11 protein-coding genes, 17 tRNA genes and 3 rRNA genes are annotated in these 21,607 nt (G+C 48.3%); 25 read left to right on the forward strand and 6 right to left on the reverse strand.

The genetic code is table 11. From position 1 onward, the window contains the following. Window positions 1-558 precede the first annotated feature (558 nt). From MHI14_RS28710 to MHI14_RS28810, 21 genes are all read left to right on the forward strand, one after another. A 16S ribosomal RNA gene (locus MHI14_RS28710) occupies window positions 559-2,111 on the forward strand. A 312-nt stretch (window positions 2,112-2,423) separates the two neighbouring features. Further along, window positions 2,424-5,351, forward strand: a 23S ribosomal RNA gene (locus MHI14_RS28715). 75 nt (window positions 5,352-5,426) lie between these two features. Further along, window positions 5,427-5,543, forward strand: a 5S ribosomal RNA gene (gene rrf, locus MHI14_RS28720). Together the 16S, 23S and 5S rRNA genes with 17 tRNA genes alongside form the textbook arrangement of a ribosomal RNA operon. Window positions 5,544-5,600: 57 nt before the next feature. Further along, a tRNA-Ile gene (locus MHI14_RS28725) sits at window positions 5,601-5,674 on the forward strand. Window positions 5,675-5,708: 34 nt separating this feature from the next. Further along, window positions 5,709-5,784: transfer RNA gene (locus MHI14_RS28730), tRNA-Ala, on the forward strand. Window position 5,785: 1 nt separating this feature from the next. Then, a tRNA-Asn gene (locus MHI14_RS28735) sits at window positions 5,786-5,861 on the forward strand. A gap of 3 nt (window positions 5,862-5,864) precedes the next feature. After that, window positions 5,865-5,956, forward strand: a tRNA-Ser gene (locus MHI14_RS28740). A gap of 17 nt (window positions 5,957-5,973) precedes the next feature. Then, window positions 5,974-6,045, forward strand: a tRNA-Glu gene (locus MHI14_RS28745). Window positions 6,046-6,167: 122 nt separating this feature from the next. Then, a tRNA-Val gene (locus MHI14_RS28750) sits at window positions 6,168-6,243 on the forward strand. Between the two features lie 16 nt (window positions 6,244-6,259). Then, window positions 6,260-6,333 (forward strand) — tRNA-Met (locus MHI14_RS28755). A gap of 26 nt (window positions 6,334-6,359) precedes the next feature. Further along, window positions 6,360-6,437 (forward strand) — tRNA-Asp (locus MHI14_RS28760). Window positions 6,438-6,459: 22 nt separating this feature from the next. Further along, a tRNA-Thr gene (locus tag MHI14_RS28765) sits at window positions 6,460-6,535 on the forward strand. 97 nt (window positions 6,536-6,632) lie between these two features. Next, window positions 6,633-6,708 (forward strand) — tRNA-His (locus tag MHI14_RS28770). 11 nt (window positions 6,709-6,719) lie between these two features. After that, window positions 6,720-6,794, forward strand: a tRNA-Gln gene (locus tag MHI14_RS28775). Between the two features lie 10 nt (window positions 6,795-6,804). Beyond that, window positions 6,805-6,880 (forward strand) — tRNA-Lys (locus MHI14_RS28780). Window positions 6,881-6,889: 9 nt separating this feature from the next. Beyond that, window positions 6,890-6,977 (forward strand) — tRNA-Leu (locus tag MHI14_RS28785). 8 nt (window positions 6,978-6,985) lie between these two features. Then, window positions 6,986-7,060: transfer RNA gene (locus tag MHI14_RS28790), tRNA-Gly, on the forward strand. Between the two features lie 6 nt (window positions 7,061-7,066). Next, window positions 7,067-7,143, forward strand: a tRNA-Arg gene (locus MHI14_RS28795). 16 nt (window positions 7,144-7,159) lie between these two features. Further along, window positions 7,160-7,233 (forward strand) — tRNA-Pro (locus MHI14_RS28800). Window positions 7,234-7,245: 12 nt separating this feature from the next. Further along, a tRNA-Gly gene (locus MHI14_RS28805) sits at window positions 7,246-7,316 on the forward strand. Between the two features lie 185 nt (window positions 7,317-7,501). After that, a complete protein-coding gene (locus tag MHI14_RS28810) occupies window positions 7,502-8,107 on the forward strand; it encodes a short chain dehydrogenase (RefSeq protein WP_341131855.1) in 606 nt (201 codons plus the stop codon). A gap of 138 nt (window positions 8,108-8,245) precedes the next feature. On the opposite strand, the gene MHI14_RS28815 is transcribed toward MHI14_RS28810, so the two are convergent. The 4 genes from MHI14_RS28815 to MHI14_RS28830 all read right to left on the reverse strand — a co-directional run bounded on the left by MHI14_RS28815 (window position 8,246) and on the right by MHI14_RS28830 (window position 13,363). After that, the gene (locus tag MHI14_RS28815; protein ID WP_341131856.1) at window positions 8,246-9,295 is read right to left on the reverse strand and encodes an ABC transporter substrate-binding protein; all 1,050 of its coding nucleotides are present in this window, start codon (window positions 9,293-9,295) and stop codon (window positions 8,246-8,248) included. Between the two features lie 97 nt (window positions 9,296-9,392). Further along, window positions 9,393-11,075, reverse strand: a complete 1,683-nt coding sequence (locus MHI14_RS28820) for an AraC family transcriptional regulator (RefSeq protein WP_339311790.1) — start codon at window positions 11,073-11,075, stop codon at window positions 9,393-9,395. 371 nt (window positions 11,076-11,446) lie between these two features. Beyond that, window positions 11,447-12,307 (reverse strand): hypothetical protein, encoded by an 861-nt coding sequence (locus tag MHI14_RS28825; RefSeq protein WP_091038015.1) that lies wholly within the window; start codon window positions 12,305-12,307, stop codon window positions 11,447-11,449. 147 nt (window positions 12,308-12,454) lie between these two features. After that, window positions 12,455-13,363: a LysR family transcriptional regulator gene (locus MHI14_RS28830; RefSeq protein ID WP_341131857.1), complete on the reverse strand. Its 909-nt coding sequence runs from the start codon at window positions 13,361-13,363 to the stop codon at window positions 12,455-12,457. 409 nt (window positions 13,364-13,772) lie between these two features. On the opposite strand from MHI14_RS28830, the gene MHI14_RS28835 reads away from it, so the two are divergent. The 4 genes from MHI14_RS28835 (at window position 13,773) to MHI14_RS28850 (ending at window position 19,274) form a co-directional block, all read left to right on the forward strand. Further along, a complete protein-coding gene (locus MHI14_RS28835; RefSeq protein WP_047840482.1) occupies window positions 13,773-14,789 on the forward strand; it encodes an ABC transporter ATP-binding protein in 1,017 nt (338 codons plus the stop codon). A 73-nt stretch (window positions 14,790-14,862) separates the two neighbouring features. Continuing rightward, window positions 14,863-15,936: an ABC transporter substrate-binding protein gene (locus MHI14_RS28840; RefSeq protein WP_339311795.1), complete on the forward strand. Its 1,074-nt coding sequence runs from the start codon at window positions 14,863-14,865 to the stop codon at window positions 15,934-15,936. Window positions 15,937-16,017: 81 nt separating this feature from the next. Next, window positions 16,018-17,688, forward strand: a complete 1,671-nt coding sequence (locus MHI14_RS28845; RefSeq protein ID WP_307540539.1) for an ABC transporter permease — start codon at window positions 16,018-16,020, stop codon at window positions 17,686-17,688. Further along, complete coding sequence (locus tag MHI14_RS28850) at window positions 17,685-19,274, forward strand: MBL fold metallo-hydrolase (RefSeq protein ID WP_341131858.1); 1,590 nt, start codon at window positions 17,685-17,687, stop codon at window positions 19,272-19,274. Before MHI14_RS28845 ends, MHI14_RS28850 begins: the two co-directional genes overlap by 4 nt. Window positions 19,275-19,348: 74 nt before the next feature. On the opposite strand, the gene MHI14_RS28855 is transcribed toward MHI14_RS28850, so the two are convergent. Then, on the reverse strand, window positions 19,349-19,909 hold the full coding sequence (locus tag MHI14_RS28855; protein WP_341131859.1) for a GerMN domain-containing protein: 561 nt from the start codon (window positions 19,907-19,909) through the stop codon (window positions 19,349-19,351). A 34-nt stretch (window positions 19,910-19,943) separates the two neighbouring features. Further along, window positions 19,944-21,260 carry an N-acetylmuramoyl-L-alanine amidase family protein gene (locus MHI14_RS28860; RefSeq protein ID WP_341131860.1) on the reverse strand — a complete coding sequence of 439 codons (1,317 nt, stop codon included), beginning with the start codon at window positions 21,258-21,260 and terminating at the stop codon, window positions 19,944-19,946. Between the last annotated feature and the right edge of the window lie 347 nt (window positions 21,261-21,607).

The following is a 21,607-nucleotide window of genomic DNA, read 5'->3' on the forward strand; positions in this document are numbered from 1 at the left end:
TTAATAGAAGGAAAGAAAACTGAGATCTTCGAAAACCAGGGCTAGTCACAATCAATTGTTCACTGCAATCGCAGTGGAAGTGGCTTCCCTGGTTATGTTTAATGGATAAGTATATTAGAAGCGTCGTAATGAGGATGCGGAGAGTTATTTCTAAAGTACAGGAGCGTCAGATTACATATTGTGCTGATGATGTGGGTTGATTATCATTTTTGAAAAAAGACTTGCAATTGAAATCTGTACATGATATATTCTAATTCCGGCCAAGAAAACACGGTTTACACGGTGCGGCAAGCAAATGAAATAAGCTTCGAAAGAAACTTAAAAAAAGAGCTTGCAAAGTTGGTTCGGACATGATATCATATAAGAGTTGCTGAAGAGAACGACATTCGGTAACGAAACAAGTTTGATCTTTGAAAACTGAACAACGAGTGAGTAAACATTCTGCTTGCAGAATGAACGCGAAAGTTGGAAACAAGCCTTGGCTTGGATCGGCTGGAGCACAAATGAGATTTTTAATCTCGTCAGATTCAAAATGAGCTTATCGCTCTTTTCAATACTTTATTGGAGAGTTTGATCCTGGCTCAGGACGAACGCTGGCGGCATGCCTAATACATGCAAGTCGAGCGGACTTGATGAGAAGCTTGCTTCTCTGATGGTTAGCGGCGGACGGGTGAGTAACACGTAGGCAACCTGCCCTCAAGTTTGGGACAACTACCGGAAACGGTAGCTAATACCGAATAGTTGTTTTCTTCGCCTGAAGGAAACTGGAAAGACGGAGCAATCTGTCACTTGGGGATGGGCCTGCGGCGCATTAGCTAGTTGGTGGGGTAACGGCTCACCAAGGCGACGATGCGTAGCCGACCTGAGAGGGTGATCGGCCACACTGGGACTGAGACACGGCCCAGACTCCTACGGGAGGCAGCAGTAGGGAATCTTCCGCAATGGGCGAAAGCCTGACGGAGCAATGCCGCGTGAGTGATGAAGGTTTTCGGATCGTAAAGCTCTGTTGCCAGGGAAGAACGCTTGGGAGAGTAACTGCTCTCAAGGTGACGGTACCTGAGAAGAAAGCCCCGGCTAACTACGTGCCAGCAGCCGCGGTAATACGTAGGGGGCAAGCGTTGTCCGGAATTATTGGGCGTAAAGCGCGCGCAGGCGGTCATTTAAGTCTGGTGTTTAATCCCGGGGCTCAACCCCGGATCGCACTGGAAACTGGGTGACTTGAGTGCAGAAGAGGAGAGTGGAATTCCACGTGTAGCGGTGAAATGCGTAGATATGTGGAGGAACACCAGTGGCGAAGGCGACTCTCTGGGCTGTAACTGACGCTGAGGCGCGAAAGCGTGGGGAGCAAACAGGATTAGATACCCTGGTAGTCCACGCCGTAAACGATGAGTGCTAGGTGTTAGGGGTTTCGATACCCTTGGTGCCGAAGTTAACACATTAAGCACTCCGCCTGGGGAGTACGGTCGCAAGACTGAAACTCAAAGGAATTGACGGGGACCCGCACAAGCAGTGGAGTATGTGGTTTAATTCGAAGCAACGCGAAGAACCTTACCAGGTCTTGACATCTGAATGACCGGTGCAGAGATGTACCTTTTCTTCGGAACATTCAAGACAGGTGGTGCATGGTTGTCGTCAGCTCGTGTCGTGAGATGTTGGGTTAAGTCCCGCAACGAGCGCAACCCTTATATTTAGTTGCCAGCACTTCGGGTGGGCACTCTAGATAGACTGCCGGTGACAAACCGGAGGAAGGTGGGGATGACGTCAAATCATCATGCCCCTTATGACCTGGGCTACACACGTACTACAATGGCCGGTACAACGGGCTGCGAAATCGCGAGATGGAGCCAATCCCAACAAAGCCGGTCTCAGTTCGGATTGCAGGCTGCAACTCGCCTGCATGAAGTCGGAATTGCTAGTAATCGCGGATCAGCATGCCGCGGTGAATACGTTCCCGGGTCTTGTACACACCGCCCGTCACACCACGAGAGTTTATAACACCCGAAGTCGGTGGGGTAACCGCAAGGAGCCAGCCGCCGAAGGTGGGATAGATGATTGGGGTGAAGTCGTAACAAGGTAGCCGTATCGGAAGGTGCGGCTGGATCACCTCCTTTCTATGGAGAATCGTTTCCCGAGTGGAAACATTCAAATAGCAGACTAGATCTGCACAAACTACTCACTCGTTGTTCGGTTTTGAGAGCTCAAACTCTCAAAACAGCTTGCTTTTGCATGGAGCTTGTTCTTTGAAAACTAGATATCGAAACGAAACAAACGCGAATTAGAACATTCCTTTAAGCTGATCTTGTGTAAACAAGTGAAGTGTATAAAGGTAGTTAAATTGCTTTTGTGATGGTATTGGATGGGAGCGACTTTTGGCTTTGCGCAAGCAAAACAAGGGAAGCGAGCAGTCAAAACCGGAACAAAATGGTTAAGCTACTAAGAGCACACGGAGGATGCCTAGGCGCTAGGAGCCGATGAAGGACGTGGCGAACAACGAAACTGCCTCGGGGAGCTGTAAGCAAGCTTTGATCCGGGGGTGTCCGAATGGGGAAACCCAGCTGGGGTAATTTCCAGTTACTCATAACTGAATACATAGGTTATGTAGAGGCATACCAGGGGAACTGAAACATCTAAGTACCCTGAGGAAGAGAAAACAATAGTGATTCCGTCAGTAGCGGCGAGCGAACGCGGAGAAGCCCAAACCAGAGAGCTTGCTCTTTGGGGTTGTGGGACGTCTCACATGGAGTTACAAAGGAACCGGTTAAGCGAAGAGGTCTGGAAAGGCCCGCCAAAGAAGGTAAAAGCCCTGTAGTTGAAAGTCTGTTCCCTCCGAGACGGATCCCGAGTAGTGCGGGGCACGTGAAACCCCGTATGAATCCGGCAGGACCATCTGCCAAGGCTAAATACTTCCTAGCGACCGATAGTGAAGCAGTACCGTGAGGGAAAGGTGAAAAGCACCCCGGAAGGGGAGTGAAATAGAACCTGAAACCGTGTGCTTACAAAAAGTCAGAGCCCGTTTTAGGGGTGATGGCGTGCCTTTTGTAGAATGAACCGGCGAGTTACGTTCCCGTGCAAGGTTAAGGTGAAGAGCCGGAGCCGCAGCGAAAGCGAGTCTGAATAGGGCGAATGAGTACGTGGACGTAGACCCGAAACCGGGTGATCTACCCCTGTCCAGGGTGAAGGTGCGGTAACACGCACTGGAGGCCCGAACCCACGCATGTTGAAAAATGCGGGGATGAGGTGGGGGTAGCGGAGAAATTCCAATCGAACTCGGAGATAGCTGGTTCTCCCCGAAATAGCTTTAGGGCTAGCCTCGGAAAACAGAGTCGTGGAGGTAGAGCACTGATTGGGTGCGGGGCCCGCAAGGGTTACCAAGCTCAGTCAAACTCCGAATGCCATAGACTTACTTCCGGGAGTCAGACAGTGAGTGCTAAGATCCATTGTCAAAAGGGAAACAGCCCAGACCATCAGCTAAGGTCCCCAAGTGTGTGTTAAGTGGGAAAGGATGTGGAGTTGCACAGACAACCAGGATGTTGGCTTAGAAGCAGCCACCATTGAAAGAGTGCGTAATAGCTCACTGGTCGAGTGACTCTGCGCCGAAAATGTAACGGGGCTAAACACACCACCGAAGCTATGGCTTGATGCTTTGCATCAGGGGTAGGGGAGCGTTGTATAAGGGTTGAAGGTGTACCGTAAGGAGCGCTGGACATTATACAAGTGAGAATGCCGGTATGAGTAACGAAAAGATCAGTGAGAATCTGATCCGCCGAAAGCCTAAGGGTTCCTGAGGAAGGCTCGTCCGCTCAGGGTAAGTCGGGACCTAAGGCGAGGCCGAAAGGCGTAGTCGAAGGACAACAGGTCGAAATTCCTGTACCACCGTAAGCCGTTATGAGCAATGGGGGGACGCAGTAGGGTAGTGACGCGGACTGATGGATGTCCGTCTAAGCAGTGAGGCTGATGTGTAGGCAAATCCGCACATTGTAAGGCTGAGCTGTGATGGGGAGCGAAAATTGTAGTAGCGAAGGTCATGATCTCACACTGCCAAGAAAAGCCTCTAGCCAGGTGATGGTGCCCGTACCGCAAACCGACACAGGTAGGCGAGAAGAGTATTCTAAGGCGCGCGGAAGAACTCTCGTTAAGGAACTCGGCAAAATGACCCCGTAACTTCGGGAGAAGGGGTGCCCCGGTAGTGTGAATAGCACGAGGGGGCCGCAGTGAAAAGGCCCAAGCGACTGTTTAGCAAAAACACAGGTCTGTGCGAAGCCGTAAGGCGAAGTATACGGGCTGACGCCTGCCCGGTGCTGGAAGGTTAAGGGGAGTGGTTAGGGAGTAATCCCGAAGCTGTGAACCGAAGCCCCAGTAAACGGCGGCCGTAACTATAACGGTCCTAAGGTAGCGAAATTCCTTGTCAGGTAAATTCTGACCCGCACGAATGGCGTAACGACTTGGGCGCTGTCTCAACGAGAGATCCGGTGAAATTTTAATACCTGTGAAGATGCAGGTTACCCGCGACAAGACGGAAAGACCCCATGGAGCTTTACTGCAGCTTGATATTGAATTTGGGTACGATCTGTACAGGATAGGTGGGAGCCTAAGAGACATGAGCGCCAGCTTGTGTGGAGGCAACGTTGGGATACCACCCTGATCGTATCTAGGTTCTAACCTGGTACCGTAATCCGGTGCGGGGACAGTGTCAGGTGGGCAGTTTGACTGGGGCGGTCGCCTCCTAAAGAGTAACGGAGGCGCCCAAAGGTTCCCTCAGAATGGTTGGAAATCATTCGAAGAGTGCAAAGGCATAAGGGAGCTTGACTGCGAGACCTACAAGTCGAGCAGGGACGAAAGTCGGGCTTAGTGATCCGGTGGTACCGCATGGAAGGGCCATCGCTCAACGGATAAAAGCTACCCTGGGGATAACAGGCTTATCTCCCCCAAGAGTCCACATCGACGGGGAGGTTTGGCACCTCGATGTCGGCTCATCGCATCCTGGGGCTGAAGTAGGTCCCAAGGGTTGGGCTGTTCGCCCATTAAAGCGGTACGCGAGCTGGGTTCAGAACGTCGTGAGACAGTTCGGTCCCTATCTGTCGTGGGCGTAGGAAATTTGAGAGGAGCTGTCCTTAGTACGAGAGGACCGGGATGGACGTACCGCTGGTGTACCAGTTGTTCCGCCAGGAGCACCGCTGGGTAGCTATGTACGGACGGGATAAACGCTGAAAGCATCTAAGCGTGAAGCCCCCCTCAAGATGAGATTTCCCAGTATGTAAGACCCCTTGAAGACGACGAGGTAGATAGGCTGGGGGTGGAAGTGCAGCAATGCATGGAGCTGACCAGTACTAATCGGTCGAGGGCTTATCCAATAGCAAGTGATAATTCGCGTGTTTCGTTTCGAATCTAGTTTTCAGAGAACAACACTCTGAAATGTAAGCTACGCGTTTGGTGGCGATGGCGGAGGGGTTCCACACGTACCCATCCCGAACACGACCGTTAAGCCCTCTAGCGCCGATGGTACTTGGACCGCAGGGTCCTGGGAGAGTAGGACGCCGCCAAGCGATTTCCCTTTGGGGTATTTTTTTTGCCCCCCTTGCCAAGGAATAAGGGATATATAAGGGCCCTTAGCTCAGTTGGTTAGAGCGCACCTCTGATAAGGGTGAGGCCGGTGGTTCGAGTCCACCAGGGCCCATAGCAAGACCACAACAAAGAAATACACAGAGTATGGGGCCATAGCTCAGCTGGGAGAGCGCCTGCCTTGCAAGCAGGAGGTCAGCGGTTCGATCCCGCTTGGCTCCACCATTCCCTGATAGCTCAGTTGGTAGAGCACTCGACTGTTAATCGAGTTGTCACAGGTTCGAGCCCTGTTCGGGGAGCCATATGGAGAGGTGTCCGAGCTGGCCGAAGGAGCACGATTGGAAATCGTGTAGGCGTCACAAGCGTCTCGAGGGTTCGAATCCCTCTCTCTCCGCCAGATAATTTTTTTAGCAAGGCCCGTTGGTCAAGGGGTTAAGACACCTCCCTTTCACGGAGGTAACAGGGGTTCGAATCCCCTACGGGTCATAGCAATACCTATTGCTTCAACAAGGGATGAGAATCCCAAAGGTTCGTCGGAGGATGTACTTCGATAGCAACAGCTTCGCAGTCTCGAACGAAGTGAGAGTATCCCCTACGGGTCATATTATGGAGGCTTAGCTCAGCTGGGAGAGCATCTGCCTTACAAGCAGAGGGTCGGGGGTTCGATCCCCTCAGCCTCCACCATATAACTTTATAACGACGCGGGGTGGAGCAGCCCGGTAGCTCGTCGGGCTCATAACCCGAAGGCCGCAGGTTCAAATCCTGCCCCCGCAATTATACTTTCCCTGAGAAAGTGATCTGGAACCGTGGTGTAGTTGGCCTAACATGCCTGCCTGTCACGCAGGAGATCGCGGGTTCGAATCCCGTCGGTTCCGCCATTTTTAATTAAATATACACCGTGCCGGTGTAGCTCAACTGGTAGAGCAACTGACTTGTAATCAGTAGGTTGGGGGTTCAAGTCCTCTCGCCGGCACCATTTTTAGTATTTACATCTGAATTTGTGATAGAATGTATATTATAGATGCAGTTGCTAATACTAAGATACTCTTAGTGGATGAATGGCTTACTCTATGGCGATCGTGGCGAAGTGGTTAACGCACCGGTTTGTGGATCCGGCATTCGGGGGTTCAATTCCCCTCGATCGCCCCATGATTTTTTAATGGGGATTAGCCAAGCGGTAAGGCAACGGACTTTGACTCCGTCATGCATAGGTTCAAATCCTATATCCCCAGCCATTTCATTTATGAGTCATTAGCTCAGTTGGTAGAGCACCTGACTTTTAATCAGGGTGTCGAAGGTTCGAGCCCTTCATGACTCACCATTATATTTTGCGGTCGTGGCGGAATTGGCAGACGCGCACGGTTCAGGTCCGTGTGGGCTAACCCCCCGTGGAGGTTCGAGTCCTCTCGACCGCACCATATGTTTTGCGGAAGTGGCTCAGCGGTAGAGCATCGCCTTGCCAAGGCGAGGGTCGCGGGTTCGATTCCCGTCTTCCGCTCCAATATTTGCGCCCTTAGCTCAGCTGGATAGAGCGTTTGACTACGAATCAAAAGGCCGGGAGTTCGAATCTCTCAGGGCGCGCCATTATTCTCATAAGTATCGGGATGTAGCTCAGCTTGGTAGAGCACCTGGTTTGGGACCAGGGGGTCGCATGTTCAAATCGTGTCATCCCGATTTTTTTATTTTGCGGGTGTAGTTCAATGGTAGAACTTTAGCCTTCCAAGCTAATAGCGTGGGTTCGATTCCCATCACCCGCTTCCGAGTAACATACAGAAAAGCCTTTGCTTATAGCAAGGGCTTTTTTTTGCGTTAAAAAGAATAAGTGGATTCCTTTTAAAATAGAGTCAATTGTCATTTGATTAAGGATAGAATCTTTGTTTTAATAAATAGAACAATTCGTATCTGATTTACCGTGTTTATTTATAAAGGAGGACAAACAGTAATGAAAAGAGCACTGGTCATTGGTGGAAACGGAATGCTAGGTAAAGCTGTTGTTGCGAAACTGAGAGATTATTCCGTTGAGGTTATTACAGCAGGTAGACAATCCGGGGATGTTCAGGTAGATATGACTTCGACAGAGAGTATTACTACCCTCTTTGAAACGGTGAGAAATATTGATTACGTCATTGTGGCGGCAGGTCAGACCCATTATGCGAAACTCGAAGAACTTACACCTGAGAACAATATGATTAGTGTGCAGGGTAAACTGCTTGGACAGGTTAATATCGTGTTGATTGGTCAGCACTATATTAATGACAAAGGGAGTTTCACGTTGGTCAGTGGCATAATACAAGACCACCCTATTGAGAAAGGCGCATCAAGTGCTATGGTCAATGGGGCCATTGATGCGTTTGCCAAAGCGGCAGCGTTTGAGTTGCCAAGAGGCATTCGTTTGAACTCAGTTAGTCCCAACTTGTTTGTAGAGTCGGCGGAGAAATATAAGGATTTCTTTATTGGATTTAATCCTGTACCTGTAGAGAAAGTGGCTAATACGTTTATCCAGAGTGCACTTGGGATCGAAACAGCCCAAAACTTTAAAATATATTAAAAGCCTGATGTGAATGAAGAATTACTGGAATGAAGAACTGCTGAATGAGACCATTTGGAATATTAAATATAAAGGAGATCCACCGAAAATCCGGTGAATCTCCTTTTGTTTGTTGTGGATGAAACAGAGGTATGTTTACTATTGTGAAGCAGGTAGTCCAAGAACTTCGAGCATTTCATTACGTTTGAGCGATTCGGCAATGGGGCCGTCAATAAGCCATTTCTTAGCATTGAGGACATAGACATGACCATTTTGAACAGCGGGTAGGCTTTTCCATACTTGGAGTTGCTGGATTTCGTTGAGTTCATCTTTTGTTTTTTGCAAAGCTTCAGCTGATCCATCTGAGCTAATGGACACAATGAACAGATAGTCTGCTTTGATTTCAGGCAAAAGCTCAACCGAGATACTGGCATTCATCCGATCTGGATTCTCAGCCTCGAGTTTGGTAACGAGAGCATCGGGAGTGAATCCAATTTCATAGCCCGCTCCTACATAACTAGAAGCTGGGAATGGCGTAGATGGAATGGACGAGAAGAACAAACGCATATCTTTCTCTTCCAGGCGCAGGAATGCAGCTGTTGGTTTGGTCTTGGTGATATCGGCTGCGAGTTTCTGAGCTTCAGTTACCTGATCTTTATTTTTTTGTAAAAGCTGTTCAGCCCGCTCTTCAATATCCAATGCAGTAGCTACCTGTACGATAGATTCCTGCCAATTACGGCGATCATAAGTGATCGTAGGCGCGATTTTCTCAAGTTGTTCGAGAATTTTGGCATCCAAACTGGCATTGGCAATAATGAGGTCCGGATTGGCGCTGACTACAGCTTCAAAATTGACACTTTCATTAATGGGTTCGACAGCCACGCCTTGGGCTTCAAGTTGCTCATTCAGGTAATCTTGGCGGCCAATAGGTGTAGCAAGTACCAGTGGTACCTCCAAGGAGAGGAGAATGTCCTCCATATTAATGGACACAATCCGTTCGGGATGTGCCGGGATTTCTTTGCTGCCACTGGCGCTCTCCACGGTTTTAGTAGTTGATTCAGTGGATGAGTCCCCATCTGTCCCCGCAGCTGATTTTACGCCATCTGCAGATGGCTGCGAAGTGCTTGCAGGTGTCTGTCCACACGCAACAAGTAACATGGCGAGTATGAACAGGATCCCCGTTATTTTGACATAATGCTGTTTGTACATCATAATCCCCCTGTGTTTCTAATGATATTGATTCTCAGTACACTTTATATTGTAGCGGTCTCATGTTGGGGGAGACATAGCCTTCTGTGCTATCCGGTCATGGATTAATGTGCTGAGTACCACCAAAAAGTTTCAGGGTTTCATCAATAATTTGATCATGGGCATATGGTGAATAATCCAACCAAGGCATTTCATCTAGCAGATATACATGCTGGTTCTGCACGGGCATCAATTGTTGCCATAGCTGAGTATGTTGTAGTTTATGCCAACGTTGCTGGGATTCTGAGTCCTGGTCCACAATCAGTAACATGCGATCTCCAACCATTTGAGGCAACTCCTGTTCATCCAATGCACGATAGACTTGCCCTGGAAGCAGATCGTGTGAAGGGGACACGCCCAGGTCGTTATATAGAACAGCGCCCCCATTGCGTCGCCCGTAGATTAACAGATGACCCATCATGATATGAATGATGGAGACCGTATCCTTTCCGATGAAATAAGTAAGCTGCTCTTTAGCATGGATTACCTTGTCATCATACTGCTCCAACCACTGCTGAGCATTCTGTTGCTGTCCCACAATGGAGGCAACTTGTACGAAGTGTTCCCGCCAGCTCAATCCTTTCCATGGGATAACGATGGTAGGAGCAATTCGCTGCAGCGTTCTTTTTAACGTATGGGCTTCGTACTCATTACAGATTATGAGATCCGGGCGCGCTTGTATCAACAACTCAACGTTGGTTTGCCAGATATGAGGATTCATGCGTTTGCTACGTCCCAGATGATAAGGGATATTGGAGAAAAACAGATTCCTGTGTTGATCCCGTCGGTTATCGATCAATGCCGCATGGGGGATGATCTGTAATGCTAGCAGATGGCCAGTGGTTCCGAAGGAGAGAGCAGCAATTTTACTGCGTTTCTGCCGTTGATAGGTAGAGGGAGACACGCCAACATATTTTTTGAATTTGCGACTAAAGTAAAACTCGTCCTGAAAACCAACCTGTGAGGCGATATGTTTGATGGTTTGGCCGGGGACGAGCAGCATCTCTTTGGCCCTGTCCATGCGGATGTTATTCACGTACTCCATGGGACTGATGCCAGTACGGTTTTTGAATACCCGCGAATAGTGCCATACACTCATACCTGCCACACCGGCAAGAACTTCACGAGAAAGATGCTCAGCATATCCAAGCTCAATAAGTTCAAGCGTTTGATCCAAAGCAGAGGTGTGTTCGGAATCTCCTACTGTACTTTCTTTGGGAGGAGCATACACATGGGTCAACAATTCATGCATCAAAGTCTGAATACGAAATGGACGATTTTCTTGAGGTACAGAGATGCATTCATGGAGCTGTGAGGCAATTCTGGTACATTCCTGAAAAAGTTCATGCGGTAATTCATCGGCATAAGACGAACGAAGTAACCCTTTTTGGTAAATCTCCATTACAGTAGAGCCGGAAGTAGCTTTATTGATTTCGGAGAGAGGCTTCAACATATCAAAATATATTGCGATGCCCTGTAAAGGATGAACCTCATCCGGTGTATATTCTATCGCTGTTCCTGGCAGGATCAGATACATTTTGCCGAGTGTGGCATGATTCAGCCTGTGCCCAATACGGATATCGGCCTCACCACCAGTACAGATGAGCAGAAGATGTGAGTCCGCTAATACGAATGGGGGAAGAAAAGACGCTTGATTGAGAACTTCGGATGTCTTGAATCTTGCATATAGGTCACGGGTATGGTCACCGTTAGATATCAGTGGAAAGACTTGCAAAGTCACCAGAATCCCTCCTTAACTTGCAGTAGTAACATTACATATGATGTATTTGAGAATCATTATCAATTATCGCATATTGTCATACAAATAAGAAGTCCATATGATAATATGAGATGATATAGCGAATTCTGATCATTGAACCACGTAATTCTCTACTATAAATTGAATTGATATAGGTTACCGAGTTGTAAAATAGCCAATACATATTTCCCATCATCCAAACTGTTGAGGGAATAACCAGTAAAATCTCAACCGATGTTAATCGTAGAATTACTTAAATAACAGATCATTTAATTCACTACGCAAAAAAAGACAAGCCCTCTCCTACGATGTCCGCAGGAAGAGGAACTTGTCTTTTTTGTTAGAGCTAGCAATTAGTATCTTTCCAGAATCGTCTGTGTTTTCAAGCCATCAGCCGGAATCAGCCAGTTGTTGTTCTCCAGCAATTGCAGCAGTTGGGTACGGAGTCCGGATACGGCTACAGCATCATCGGTTTTGAAAGAGACCTCTACGATATTCTCAATACCTGTACCTGCTGCGTCACGGATCGGCCATACTTCGAGTGTAAGCTCTTGACCATTCCACGTACCTTCATATCGTTGGAACGTTATCGGACCATATGCACGGGATTGAGTCAGTTGCTGCTTGCCCCAGTTGGAGGAAGTCCAGTTTTTCAATTTGCCCGGAAGCTTGTCCAGTAACATGTTCAAGGCTTCTTGCTGCGAAGGAAGTTGGACTCCTGTCGCTTTGGTATCGACTTTTTTGGTGTTGGAGAAGCTCAGCGTCTGTTTGCCGTATCCCCAATCAATTTCAGCCTCGTAGTTATCATCTGATTTATCAAAACCCTCTTGGTTAGCCAGAGTCAGCGCTGCGTTGATATCGCCATTGATCACAGGGTAGCGTTTTTTATAAGTCAATTCGTAGTTATTCTTGTCATCCTTTTTGCGAAAACGAACGTTCCATCCTTGTTGATCCAATCCGAGAGCATTGGTGTCGAAGTACTCTACGTTAATGTTTCTTGGCGTGGAACTCAGGCCGAGTGTCTGAATCACTTCACTGCGTGGTGTCCCATCTGTATTCAATACAAGTTCCGGCTTGGCCAGAAACTTTACTTCATAAGCAGGAACGGCATTGGCAGCAGCTGAAGCCTGGGGTGCTCCCAGAAATGTCATTCCACTTCCCAATGTTACGATGCTCAGCATCAATGAGGCGGTTACCTTTTTCCACTTTTTCAAAACCAATCACTCTCCTAATCTGGATTAACGTACAGATCCCACTTTATCGCCCGAATATATGAAAGCGATTAACGGGGAGCGCACATTGCGTTAACCCTGCATAGATTTGATGAATGGCAAACGATAGTTTATAGCGGATCAAGGCAATCAGCCATGGAAAATGGGGAAGCCGTGACTCACCTCTCGCAGCACTTCTTTGAAGCGGTTTACCTGAACTGAAGGGTGGCGGTCCTTGTTATGTACGGTGTATATATGGCGTGGTGCCTGCTCTCCGGGAATGGGAAGAACTTGAATGAGCCCGTGCTGTTCCTCCCACTGTACCGCCATCCGAGACATGAATGAGACATGCCCCCCGATTAACACGAGCTGTTTGATCGCTTCCAGGGAATCCATCTCCACCGTACTCCGCAAACGAATGTCATGTTGCGCAAGCCATTGATTGGTTAACCGACGAGTACTGGATTCATTGCCATGTAAAGCAAAAGGAATCTGTGCGATATGATCAGGTGTTAATGCATCCTTTTGGGCCAACCCATGTTGTGGAGAACAGATCAATACTAAGTCATCTTGACACAGCGTCTCAGCTTGCAGGGCGGGTCCAACAAATGGCTCGGAAGAGATCACCCCCAGATCAATCTGATGCCTAATTAACATTTCGCGAATAACAGGTGATGGTTTGACGGATAAGACGATACGAATGCCCGGGAATTCCTGCGAAAAGGTATTGAGTATGGTGGGCAGCAAATATGTAGCCGGTACATAGCTTGCTCCAATGTGCAGGGTGCCCCGATAGAGACTGTCATATTCCTTCACTACCCGCCTTGCCTCTTGGGTCAAAGCATTGATTTTGACGGAATAGTGGAGCAGGGCTTGTCCGGCCTCGGTTAAAAAAGTCTTCCCACTGCGCGATTCAAATAATCGCACGCCCATCTCTTCCTCCAATGACTTCATATGAAAGGTAACGGTCGGTTGTTTGATCCCCAGTAACTCGGCCACGCTTGTCATGTGATGATGCTTGTCGATCAGCTCAACAATTTGCAATTTGATCAGATTCAATGTTCCAACACTCCTTTCACTTCTACTAGCCCCAATATATAAGATGATCTAATGTTTTTCATAAAGACGGAGAGTACAGAACCAATCTGAAGAAGCGGAGCCAAAAGCTTTCTGGAAGAAAGCTGCTTCGGAAGCATATGCTTCGCCTTTATCCCCGGATTTCTCCCTTCATAAAGGGAATATAAGAAATCTGGGGATAACAGCGATCGGAAGATGGTGCTGTAATCGGAGCGACAAAATGAAAATTAATTTAATTCACCTACTATAGATTTAATCTATGAACATCAACAGAATTCATCTAAAAAGTTAATTCCAATTTTACATACAAGACATACAACTCGCGAAAGCGGACGTTAGACTGAGAACAGTGCAAGAGATCAAGTAACAGAAGACAGGCAGGGATATGCTTATGAAATTAGAGATGACAGGAATTCAAAAATCATTCAATCAAACACCCGCGCTGCTGCCGACAGATCTAACGCTTGAACATGGAAAGTTCACGACCCTGCTCGGCCCATCGGGCTGTGGCAAAACAACACTGCTCCGCATGTTGGCCGGGCTGGAACAGCCGGACGCGGGAGAGATTCGTGCAGATGGTCAGTGTATCTACTCTGCGGCGAAGCGGATTGATATACCAACACACAAGCGTAATCTGGGCATGGTGTTTCAGGATTTTGCATTATGGCCGCATATGACCGTATACGAAAATGTAGCGTTTGGCCTGAAGGCCGGAAAACAGAAATCTGATCTCCGGCAAAAGGTGAATGAAGCACTTGGTATGGTTCGCCTGCAAGGCATGGAAGATCGATATCCTCATCAGCTATCTGGTGGACAGCAGCAACGGGTTGCTTTTGCCAGAGCCGTAGCGGTCAGACCTGGTGTGATCCTGTTTGATGAGCCACTGAGTGCACTGGATGCTGTACTCCGGGAAGAGATGCGGATTGAGATGATGTCGCTGGTTCGGGACATGGGGCTGACTGCGCTGTACGTCACACATGATCAGATTGAAGCGATGTCGATGTCGGATGAGATTGTGGTGATGCAGAAGGGTCGGATATTGCAAAAGGGAAGTCCGGAAACGATATATTCGGCGCCGAGTGATCCATATGTCGCTTCGTTTATCGGAAAGTCCAACTGGCTCACGCCTAATCAATCGATGGTGCGACCAGAGCATGTCACTTGGAACAAAACAGGCCATGATGATCTGTGTTATCCGGGGACGGTACTTAGTGTCAGCTATGTAGGTGAGCGCTATGAAGTACGAGTGCAGATGGAAGGGCTGGGCGTATGGACAGCCTATATGAACCAAAGAGTGCGCGTAGGGGAGCGGGTGCAGCTCTATGTAACCCCTGAGCGGATATGCCGAATGGACGGTTATGACCACCCGAGTATGAAGCAGAACGAAGCGATCGCAGTGGCATATTAAATTGTTGAACAAGCACGCAGTTGGAAGCAGAAGTACACATTTTTTTATAAGAAACCAGGGGAGATGGACGAATATGTTGGGTATGAAGACACGGAAAAAGAGCGCAATGCTGTTATTAACAGCGGTAATGAGTATCAGTTTGTTCGGATGTAGTACAGGGAACACAACCACAGGCAATGCGGCACAACCCGCGGGTGAGGGAAACACAGCAGCAGCGGCGGAAACAACGAAACCGGCTGGTGGCAAGTTGGTCTTGTACAGTGCTGGCCCACAGAAGCTGGCGGATAACATCGTGAGTGGATTTACGGACAAAACGGGGATTGAAGTTGAGATGTTCCAGGGAACGACAGGCAAAATTCTGGCTCGTATGGAAGCAGAGAAGTCCAATCCGGTTGCAGACGTTGTAATTCTAGCCTCTTTACCTTCAGCACAGGCTTTGAAAGCAGACGGACTGACCATGTCTTACCCTGAAGCAGCCAATGCAGACAAGCTGAACAAGGATTGGTCGGATGCAGAGGGCAACTATTTCAGCAGCAGTGCTTCCGCACTAGGGATTGTGTATAACACTAAACTGGTATCTACACCACCAACAAGTTGGGCAGAGCTGGCTACGCCTGCGTGGAAAGATGCAGTGAACATTCCCGACCCTACATTATCAGGTTCAGCACTCGACTTCATCACAGGGTACCTGAGTGCAAATGGTGAAAAAGGATGGGATCTGCTGAGTGCCTATAAAGCCAATGGTGTAGCGATGGCAGGTGCCAATCAGGAAGCACTTGATCCAGTCATTACGGGTGCCAAAAGCATCGTAGCGGCAGGTGTGGACTACATGGCGTATTCCTCCAAAGCAAAAGGTGAACCACTGGATATCGTATATCCTGAGGAAGGCACGGTAATCAGCCCAAGACCGGCAGCGATTCTGAAATCCAGTCCAAATGTAGAGAATGCCAAAGCGTTCATTGACTACCTGTTGTCCGATGAAGCTCAGAAGCTCGTTGCAGATGCCTATCTGATTCCGGGCCGCGAAGACATTGAAGCGACTAACCGTGCCAATGTGAAGGATATTCCACAGCTTAAAGTGGACTGGAACTGGATGAGCGAACATGGCGAAGAGACAGCGGCGCGTTTTTCCGAGACTTTTAAATAATAGGATAGAGACAACTAGGCAAAAGGAATACCTGCTGTCTGTGGAAAGTCATGTGAGGTGAACGTAGTGAAACCTGTTGGAATGGACAACAACCGAATTTTTCGGAGAGTGGGCGTGATTCTGGCCCTCTTTCTGCTGACCATAAGCATTGGTGTACCGCTCTTGCTGATCTTCTGGCAAAGTGTGTATCCGGATGGACAATGGGACTGGATGGCTCCGATTCGCACGATTACCGGTCATCATCTATCGGGTGTATTGCTGAATTCCGTCTGGCTTGGTATCTGCGTTGTAGCAGTAACCACGCTGCTGGCGCTGCCGCTGGCTTGGATGATGGCGAAGACTCGGATGGGCGAACATCGCTGGGTGGATGTAATCCTGATGATTCCGTTCATGACCCCGCCGTATATCGGATCGATGGGCTGGATTCTGTTTATGCAAAAAGGGGGATATCTCCAGCAATGGGTGCCCTCATCTGCGGGCTGGAGTGAGCTGTTCTTCAGCTTCTGGGGCATGGTGCTCATCATGAGCTTGCACCTGTTCCCGTTCCTGTATCTGCTGCTTCGAGATGCGTTGATCCGCATCGGTGGCAATCTGGAAGAAGCAGGAGCTGTGCACGGTGCACGTGCAGGATACCGTTTCAGACGTATTATTTTACCCCTGTTGTTGTCGTCTTACGGCATGGGGATCATGCTGGTCTTTGTCAAAACGATTGCGGAATTCGGAACACCGGCAACCTTCGGGCGCAAGATTGGCTACTATGTTATGACCTCCGAAATTCATAAGTACATCTCCAGTTGGCCGATTGACTTCGGCAAGGCGACTTCGCTGGCATCGGTGCTGCTGTCCGTCTGTCTGGTGATGTGGTATATGCAGTCTGCCATGAGCCGGAAGTTCACGTATCGTCTGGTTGGTGGCAAAGGGCAACGTTCGAAGCGATATTCTCTTCGTGGCGGGGCTGGATGGTTATGCGGGGCGTATCTTGCAATCCTGTTGATCCTGTCGGTAGGTATTCCGTATTTCTCCATCATCGCCGCTTCGACCATGAAGTTACGGGGATCGGGAATTGCTTTTGATAATCTCACCTTGGATCATTACAAGGAGCTGTTATCTTGGGGATCGGTGAGTATGAAGGCCATCGGGAACAGTCTGGGATTATCCCTCGCGGCTTCAACCGTTGCTGTTATTATCGGTACGGGTTTTGCTCTCGCGATTGGCAGATCATCTTCATTCATGCAGCGTGTGATTGACTTGTTCAGTCTGTTGCCTAATACGGTGCCGGGCATCGTGATGGTCGTGGGTCTGATTCTCTTCTGGAACTCACCCTGGATGCCAGTCACGTTGTATAACACCTACGGCATGGTTGTGCTCACGTACGTTGTTCTCTTCTTGCCTTACACCGTGCAGTATGTAAAATCGAGCTTTACCCAGATTGACGGAACGTTGTTCCAGGCTGGGCAAGTGTTTGGCGGGAAACCGCTGTATATTCTGCGGCGAATCCTGATCCCGCTAATCCTGCCCGGCATGCTGGCCGGCTGGATGATGACCTTTACGATTGCTACCCGGGAGCTGGTAGGTTCGTTGTTGATTCTTCCGCCGTCGATGCAGACGTCGGCTACGTATATTTTTGCCCAGTTCGAACAAGGTCAGGTATCACTCGGAATGGCGATGGCCGTTGTGACTGTAGGCATGACGGTGCTGATGCTGCTTGGAATCGAGATGCTGAATTCAAAGAGAAAGTGGAATGCATCATGATCAAACTTAACGTATGGGGCGGTGCAGGGGAACATGGACGTTCCGCCTATCTCCTGAGCGGGAGCCGGTTTCGTCTTTTGCTGGATTGTGGTGTCAAAAAAGAAGGCACAGGCCAGTATCCGCTGATTGACCCGGAGATTGTCCCACAACTGGATGCGGTGTTTTTGTCCCACGCCCATGAGGATCATTCGGTCGCCATCCCGTTGCTGTATAAGATGGGCTACCAGGGTGAAGTGTGGACGACGAGAGAGACGAGGGCGCAGCTGCGTACGTATTTTGCCAACTGGCGTAGGTTTGTAGAGCGTATAGGCGAAGAACTTCCTTATGATGAAGTAGATGAGCAGGCTATTCGTTATCGGTATCTGGAAGATGAGGTCGTATCCCAAACCTGGTTTGAACCTTTTCCCGAAGTAAAAGTGATGTGGGGCCGGAGTGGACATCTGGCTGGATCGGTGTGGTTTGGGGTTGAAATGGAAGGTAAGCGGATTTTTTATTCCGGGGACTACACGTCCGAATCGCTGCTTTTACAGGCGGATTGTCCAGCGGAGGCGTTCTGGCAGACAAACATGCTTCGTGAGAATCCTGTGTTCGATGCTCCGAGCAGCGAACGGTGGGGTACGGAGGAACTAATCGCCATAAATAGTGGGAAAAAGACTGGAGAATTCATAACGTCACAAGATCAGACATCTGTTGCATCAGAGGCATCGTCAAGAACACTTGTATCCATGGAGATACCCATGAAGCAGGGAAATTTCACATCGAACGGAGCAGATGGAGCAGGCAGAGCAAACGTAGCAAGCGGAGCAGATAGAGCAGCAATATCTTCCGTCGGGCTAGTGGATCTGGCGATCGTTGATGCTGCCTACGGTACGGACGAGGATACACAGGCCGACAAACTGGAACAGCTTGAACGAGCCATTCGCCAGACGATTGCTCAAGGCGGAAAGGTGCTCTTACCCATGCCTGTCGTAGGTCGTGGACAGGAGATCATACTGTGGGCACAGCAACAATTCCCGGCTATCCCAATCGTAGTAGAACACGGGCTGGTAGACGGCATGAAGCAGCTTATGCATGTTCCGTATTGGTTGAGGGAGAAGGGAGAGCATGTCATCGGAAGTTCGTTGAAAGACAAAATTGATGGCTTTCTGACTGGACGAGGATGGGATCTGCCTACGACCACCCAAGAGCGGGAACAACTGTTGGAACATCATTCTGCTTCGCTATGGTTCATTCCGGACGGCATGATGCAGTCCTCGCTTGCCCGTTGGTATTATAGTCAATTATCGGACAGGGAGGAGAATCTGATTCTGCTCACCGGGCATGTTGCTCATGGTACATTTGCTGATAAGCTGCTACGGGTTCCTGACAAGTATGGAGTGTGTGTGGTTCGGAAAATACGTTATAAAGTGCATCAGGGCTGGAAGGATGTTGAACGGATGCTGCATCAGGTTCCAGCAAGGCATACGGTCCTTGTGCATACTGACCGGGCAGAGACGGACCGTTTAAAAGAAGGTTTGCTCAGAAATAGCCCGTCACCGGGAACAGTTATACATTCACTGTCTGCTGGTGACGAGCTATATGTGTGAATTGTGCATGAATCGAATTGATGCGCCAGATTGGAACGTCCCTGGGACGTTCTTTTTCCATTGTTGTGTGATCTTTAGGGTTCGCGATGAATAGGGTGTTCCAGTTCGGCATGGCCCATCAAACTATCAACGGCTTCACCATCCACCAGTATATCCAGGCTGTTCACTTCATCAAATTGAAACATCGTTGTAGTTAAAGCTTCCAATGCGAGCAATTCTCCACTGGTACCGAGATTGGCTTCAGCGGGGATATGAACATCCAAAGTCACTGTACCCTCAACATATTGGATAGAGAGCAATTCCACCTGCTCCCAGAGGGAAACAAGCTCCGAATCGGTGTTCGTTTGCAACGCTGCAAATGTTTTTTCATATTTTTCGGAATCATCCTTGTATTCAATTTCCTGCTTTGTTTTCTCAAGCTCAAGTACCTGAGAGTCTGCCAAATATACATCGACGACTTGTGTATTCATTGTGCCCAGATCCACCTCCGTTTCGGATGGGTTTGGTGCCTGCACCTGTCCTCCCTGAACAGCAGGTTCATTTGAACCGGATTGGCTCACTGGCTTCTGGGCACATCCAACTCCGATAAGGATCAAGCATGATAATATAAGTGCACAACCTAACTTCTTATTCAAAGAATCACTTCCTTCATCTGATTTATTTGATGATTTATAGGCCCAAATACTCCTTGATTCCATCGGCTATCGCTTGAGCGGCTTTCATCTGAACAACTTCGGACGACATCAGTTCTTCATCGAGTACATTACTCAAGAATCCCACTTCCAAAAGCACTGCAGGCATGGTCGTGTCTCGGATTACTTCCAAGTTGCCATTTTTCACACCACGATCTCTGAGACCCATGGCTTTCACCAAACGTTGATGAATGATAGTAGCTAATTCCTTGCTGTTACTGCGTTGATAATAATATGTCTCTGTACCTGTGGCTTGGGGGGCGGACTTCACACTATTGCCATGGATAGATACAAATACATCTGCATTTAATTGATTGGCGAGCTGAACACGCTCAGGACGGGTCGGATAGGTATCACCTTCACGAGTCATCACCAATTCGATATTAGGTTCATTGAGCAACAGGGCTTGTACTTTGTGAGCCAATGCCAGGTTGTATTCTTTTTCGGGTTTGTTCGTGATGCTGATCGTCCCCGGGTCACTGCCACCGTGTCCTGGATCGATGACCACGACCTTGCGTCCTGAATCGCCTACTGGAGTGACTGGAGCAGGTGTGACATTGTCTCCCGCAACATTCAGATCAATAATCAGTTTATCGGCAATGATGTTCTGGCTGTACTGGACATCCTTCACATTATTCAATTCTACGACAATGCGAACTTGCGCCGGATCTCGTTTGAACAGCGAATATCTCACTTCTGTCACATTGGGATAACCGCTCACATCCAACTTGCCATTGAGTCCTTGATCCAGCGGTTGGGAGATATCACCAAAGGTTGCTCCAGGCAAGTCCACAACCAAACGATCAGGGTACTTGAGGGTCGTTACTACCGGCTGAACGGCCCCATCCGTGGATAAAACGAGCTGATTGTTGGCAAATTGGATATCGGTAACCTTAGCGGTAGACGTTGAATCCCCTTTTCCAGAACTGTTGCCTGGGTCGATAGCAGGTCCCTTACTGGTGTTTGTTAAGTATACGATCTTGTCTTGATTGTTCCATCTTACCTTAAGCCCCATTTGTTCACTGACAAATCGAATGGGCACCACCAGCGTTTTGTTCAAAATTTGCGGTGCTGTGTTCAAAGTGACTTGTTTGTCAGCAACCATGGCTTGCTTTTGATCCACGGTTAGGGAAATCGTCTGTTGATCTTGCTGAATTTTTACAGTGCGTGCTTGTTGGTTCCAATCGACTTTGAATTTCAAATTTTCGGCAACGACACGAATCGGGATCATCACGTTTTTATTGATAATCGTCACCTGTACATCACTTGGGAGGACTAATTCCTCTCCATCCATAAAGATTTTTGACGTGCTTGCAGCGGCATTTCCCTGATTAGGGAGCAAAAAGAGTAAGAACAGGCTCAGAAACAATAGTAAAATGGTTTTCTTCATTATGCACCTCGACTAGTATTAGATCTATATATGACTACCAAAATATACCTACATATTATAAACGGTAAAAATGTAAAAATGTTTCTCTTCTGATATCTAATTATCAATTGATGGAGGAAAAAGTGATGTGTGATCGCAAATGGGACGAATATCTCTCTTTTTATTTTTAATAATGTAATTAAATTTCATATAATGTTTGACTTGTGAAATTTAATATCATATACTGGGTGAAATTATGGCAGGATGACGTG

Source organism: Paenibacillus sp. FSL K6-2393 (assembly GCF_038002545.1).
Lineage (GTDB): Bacteria > Bacillota > Bacilli > Paenibacillales > Paenibacillaceae > Paenibacillus.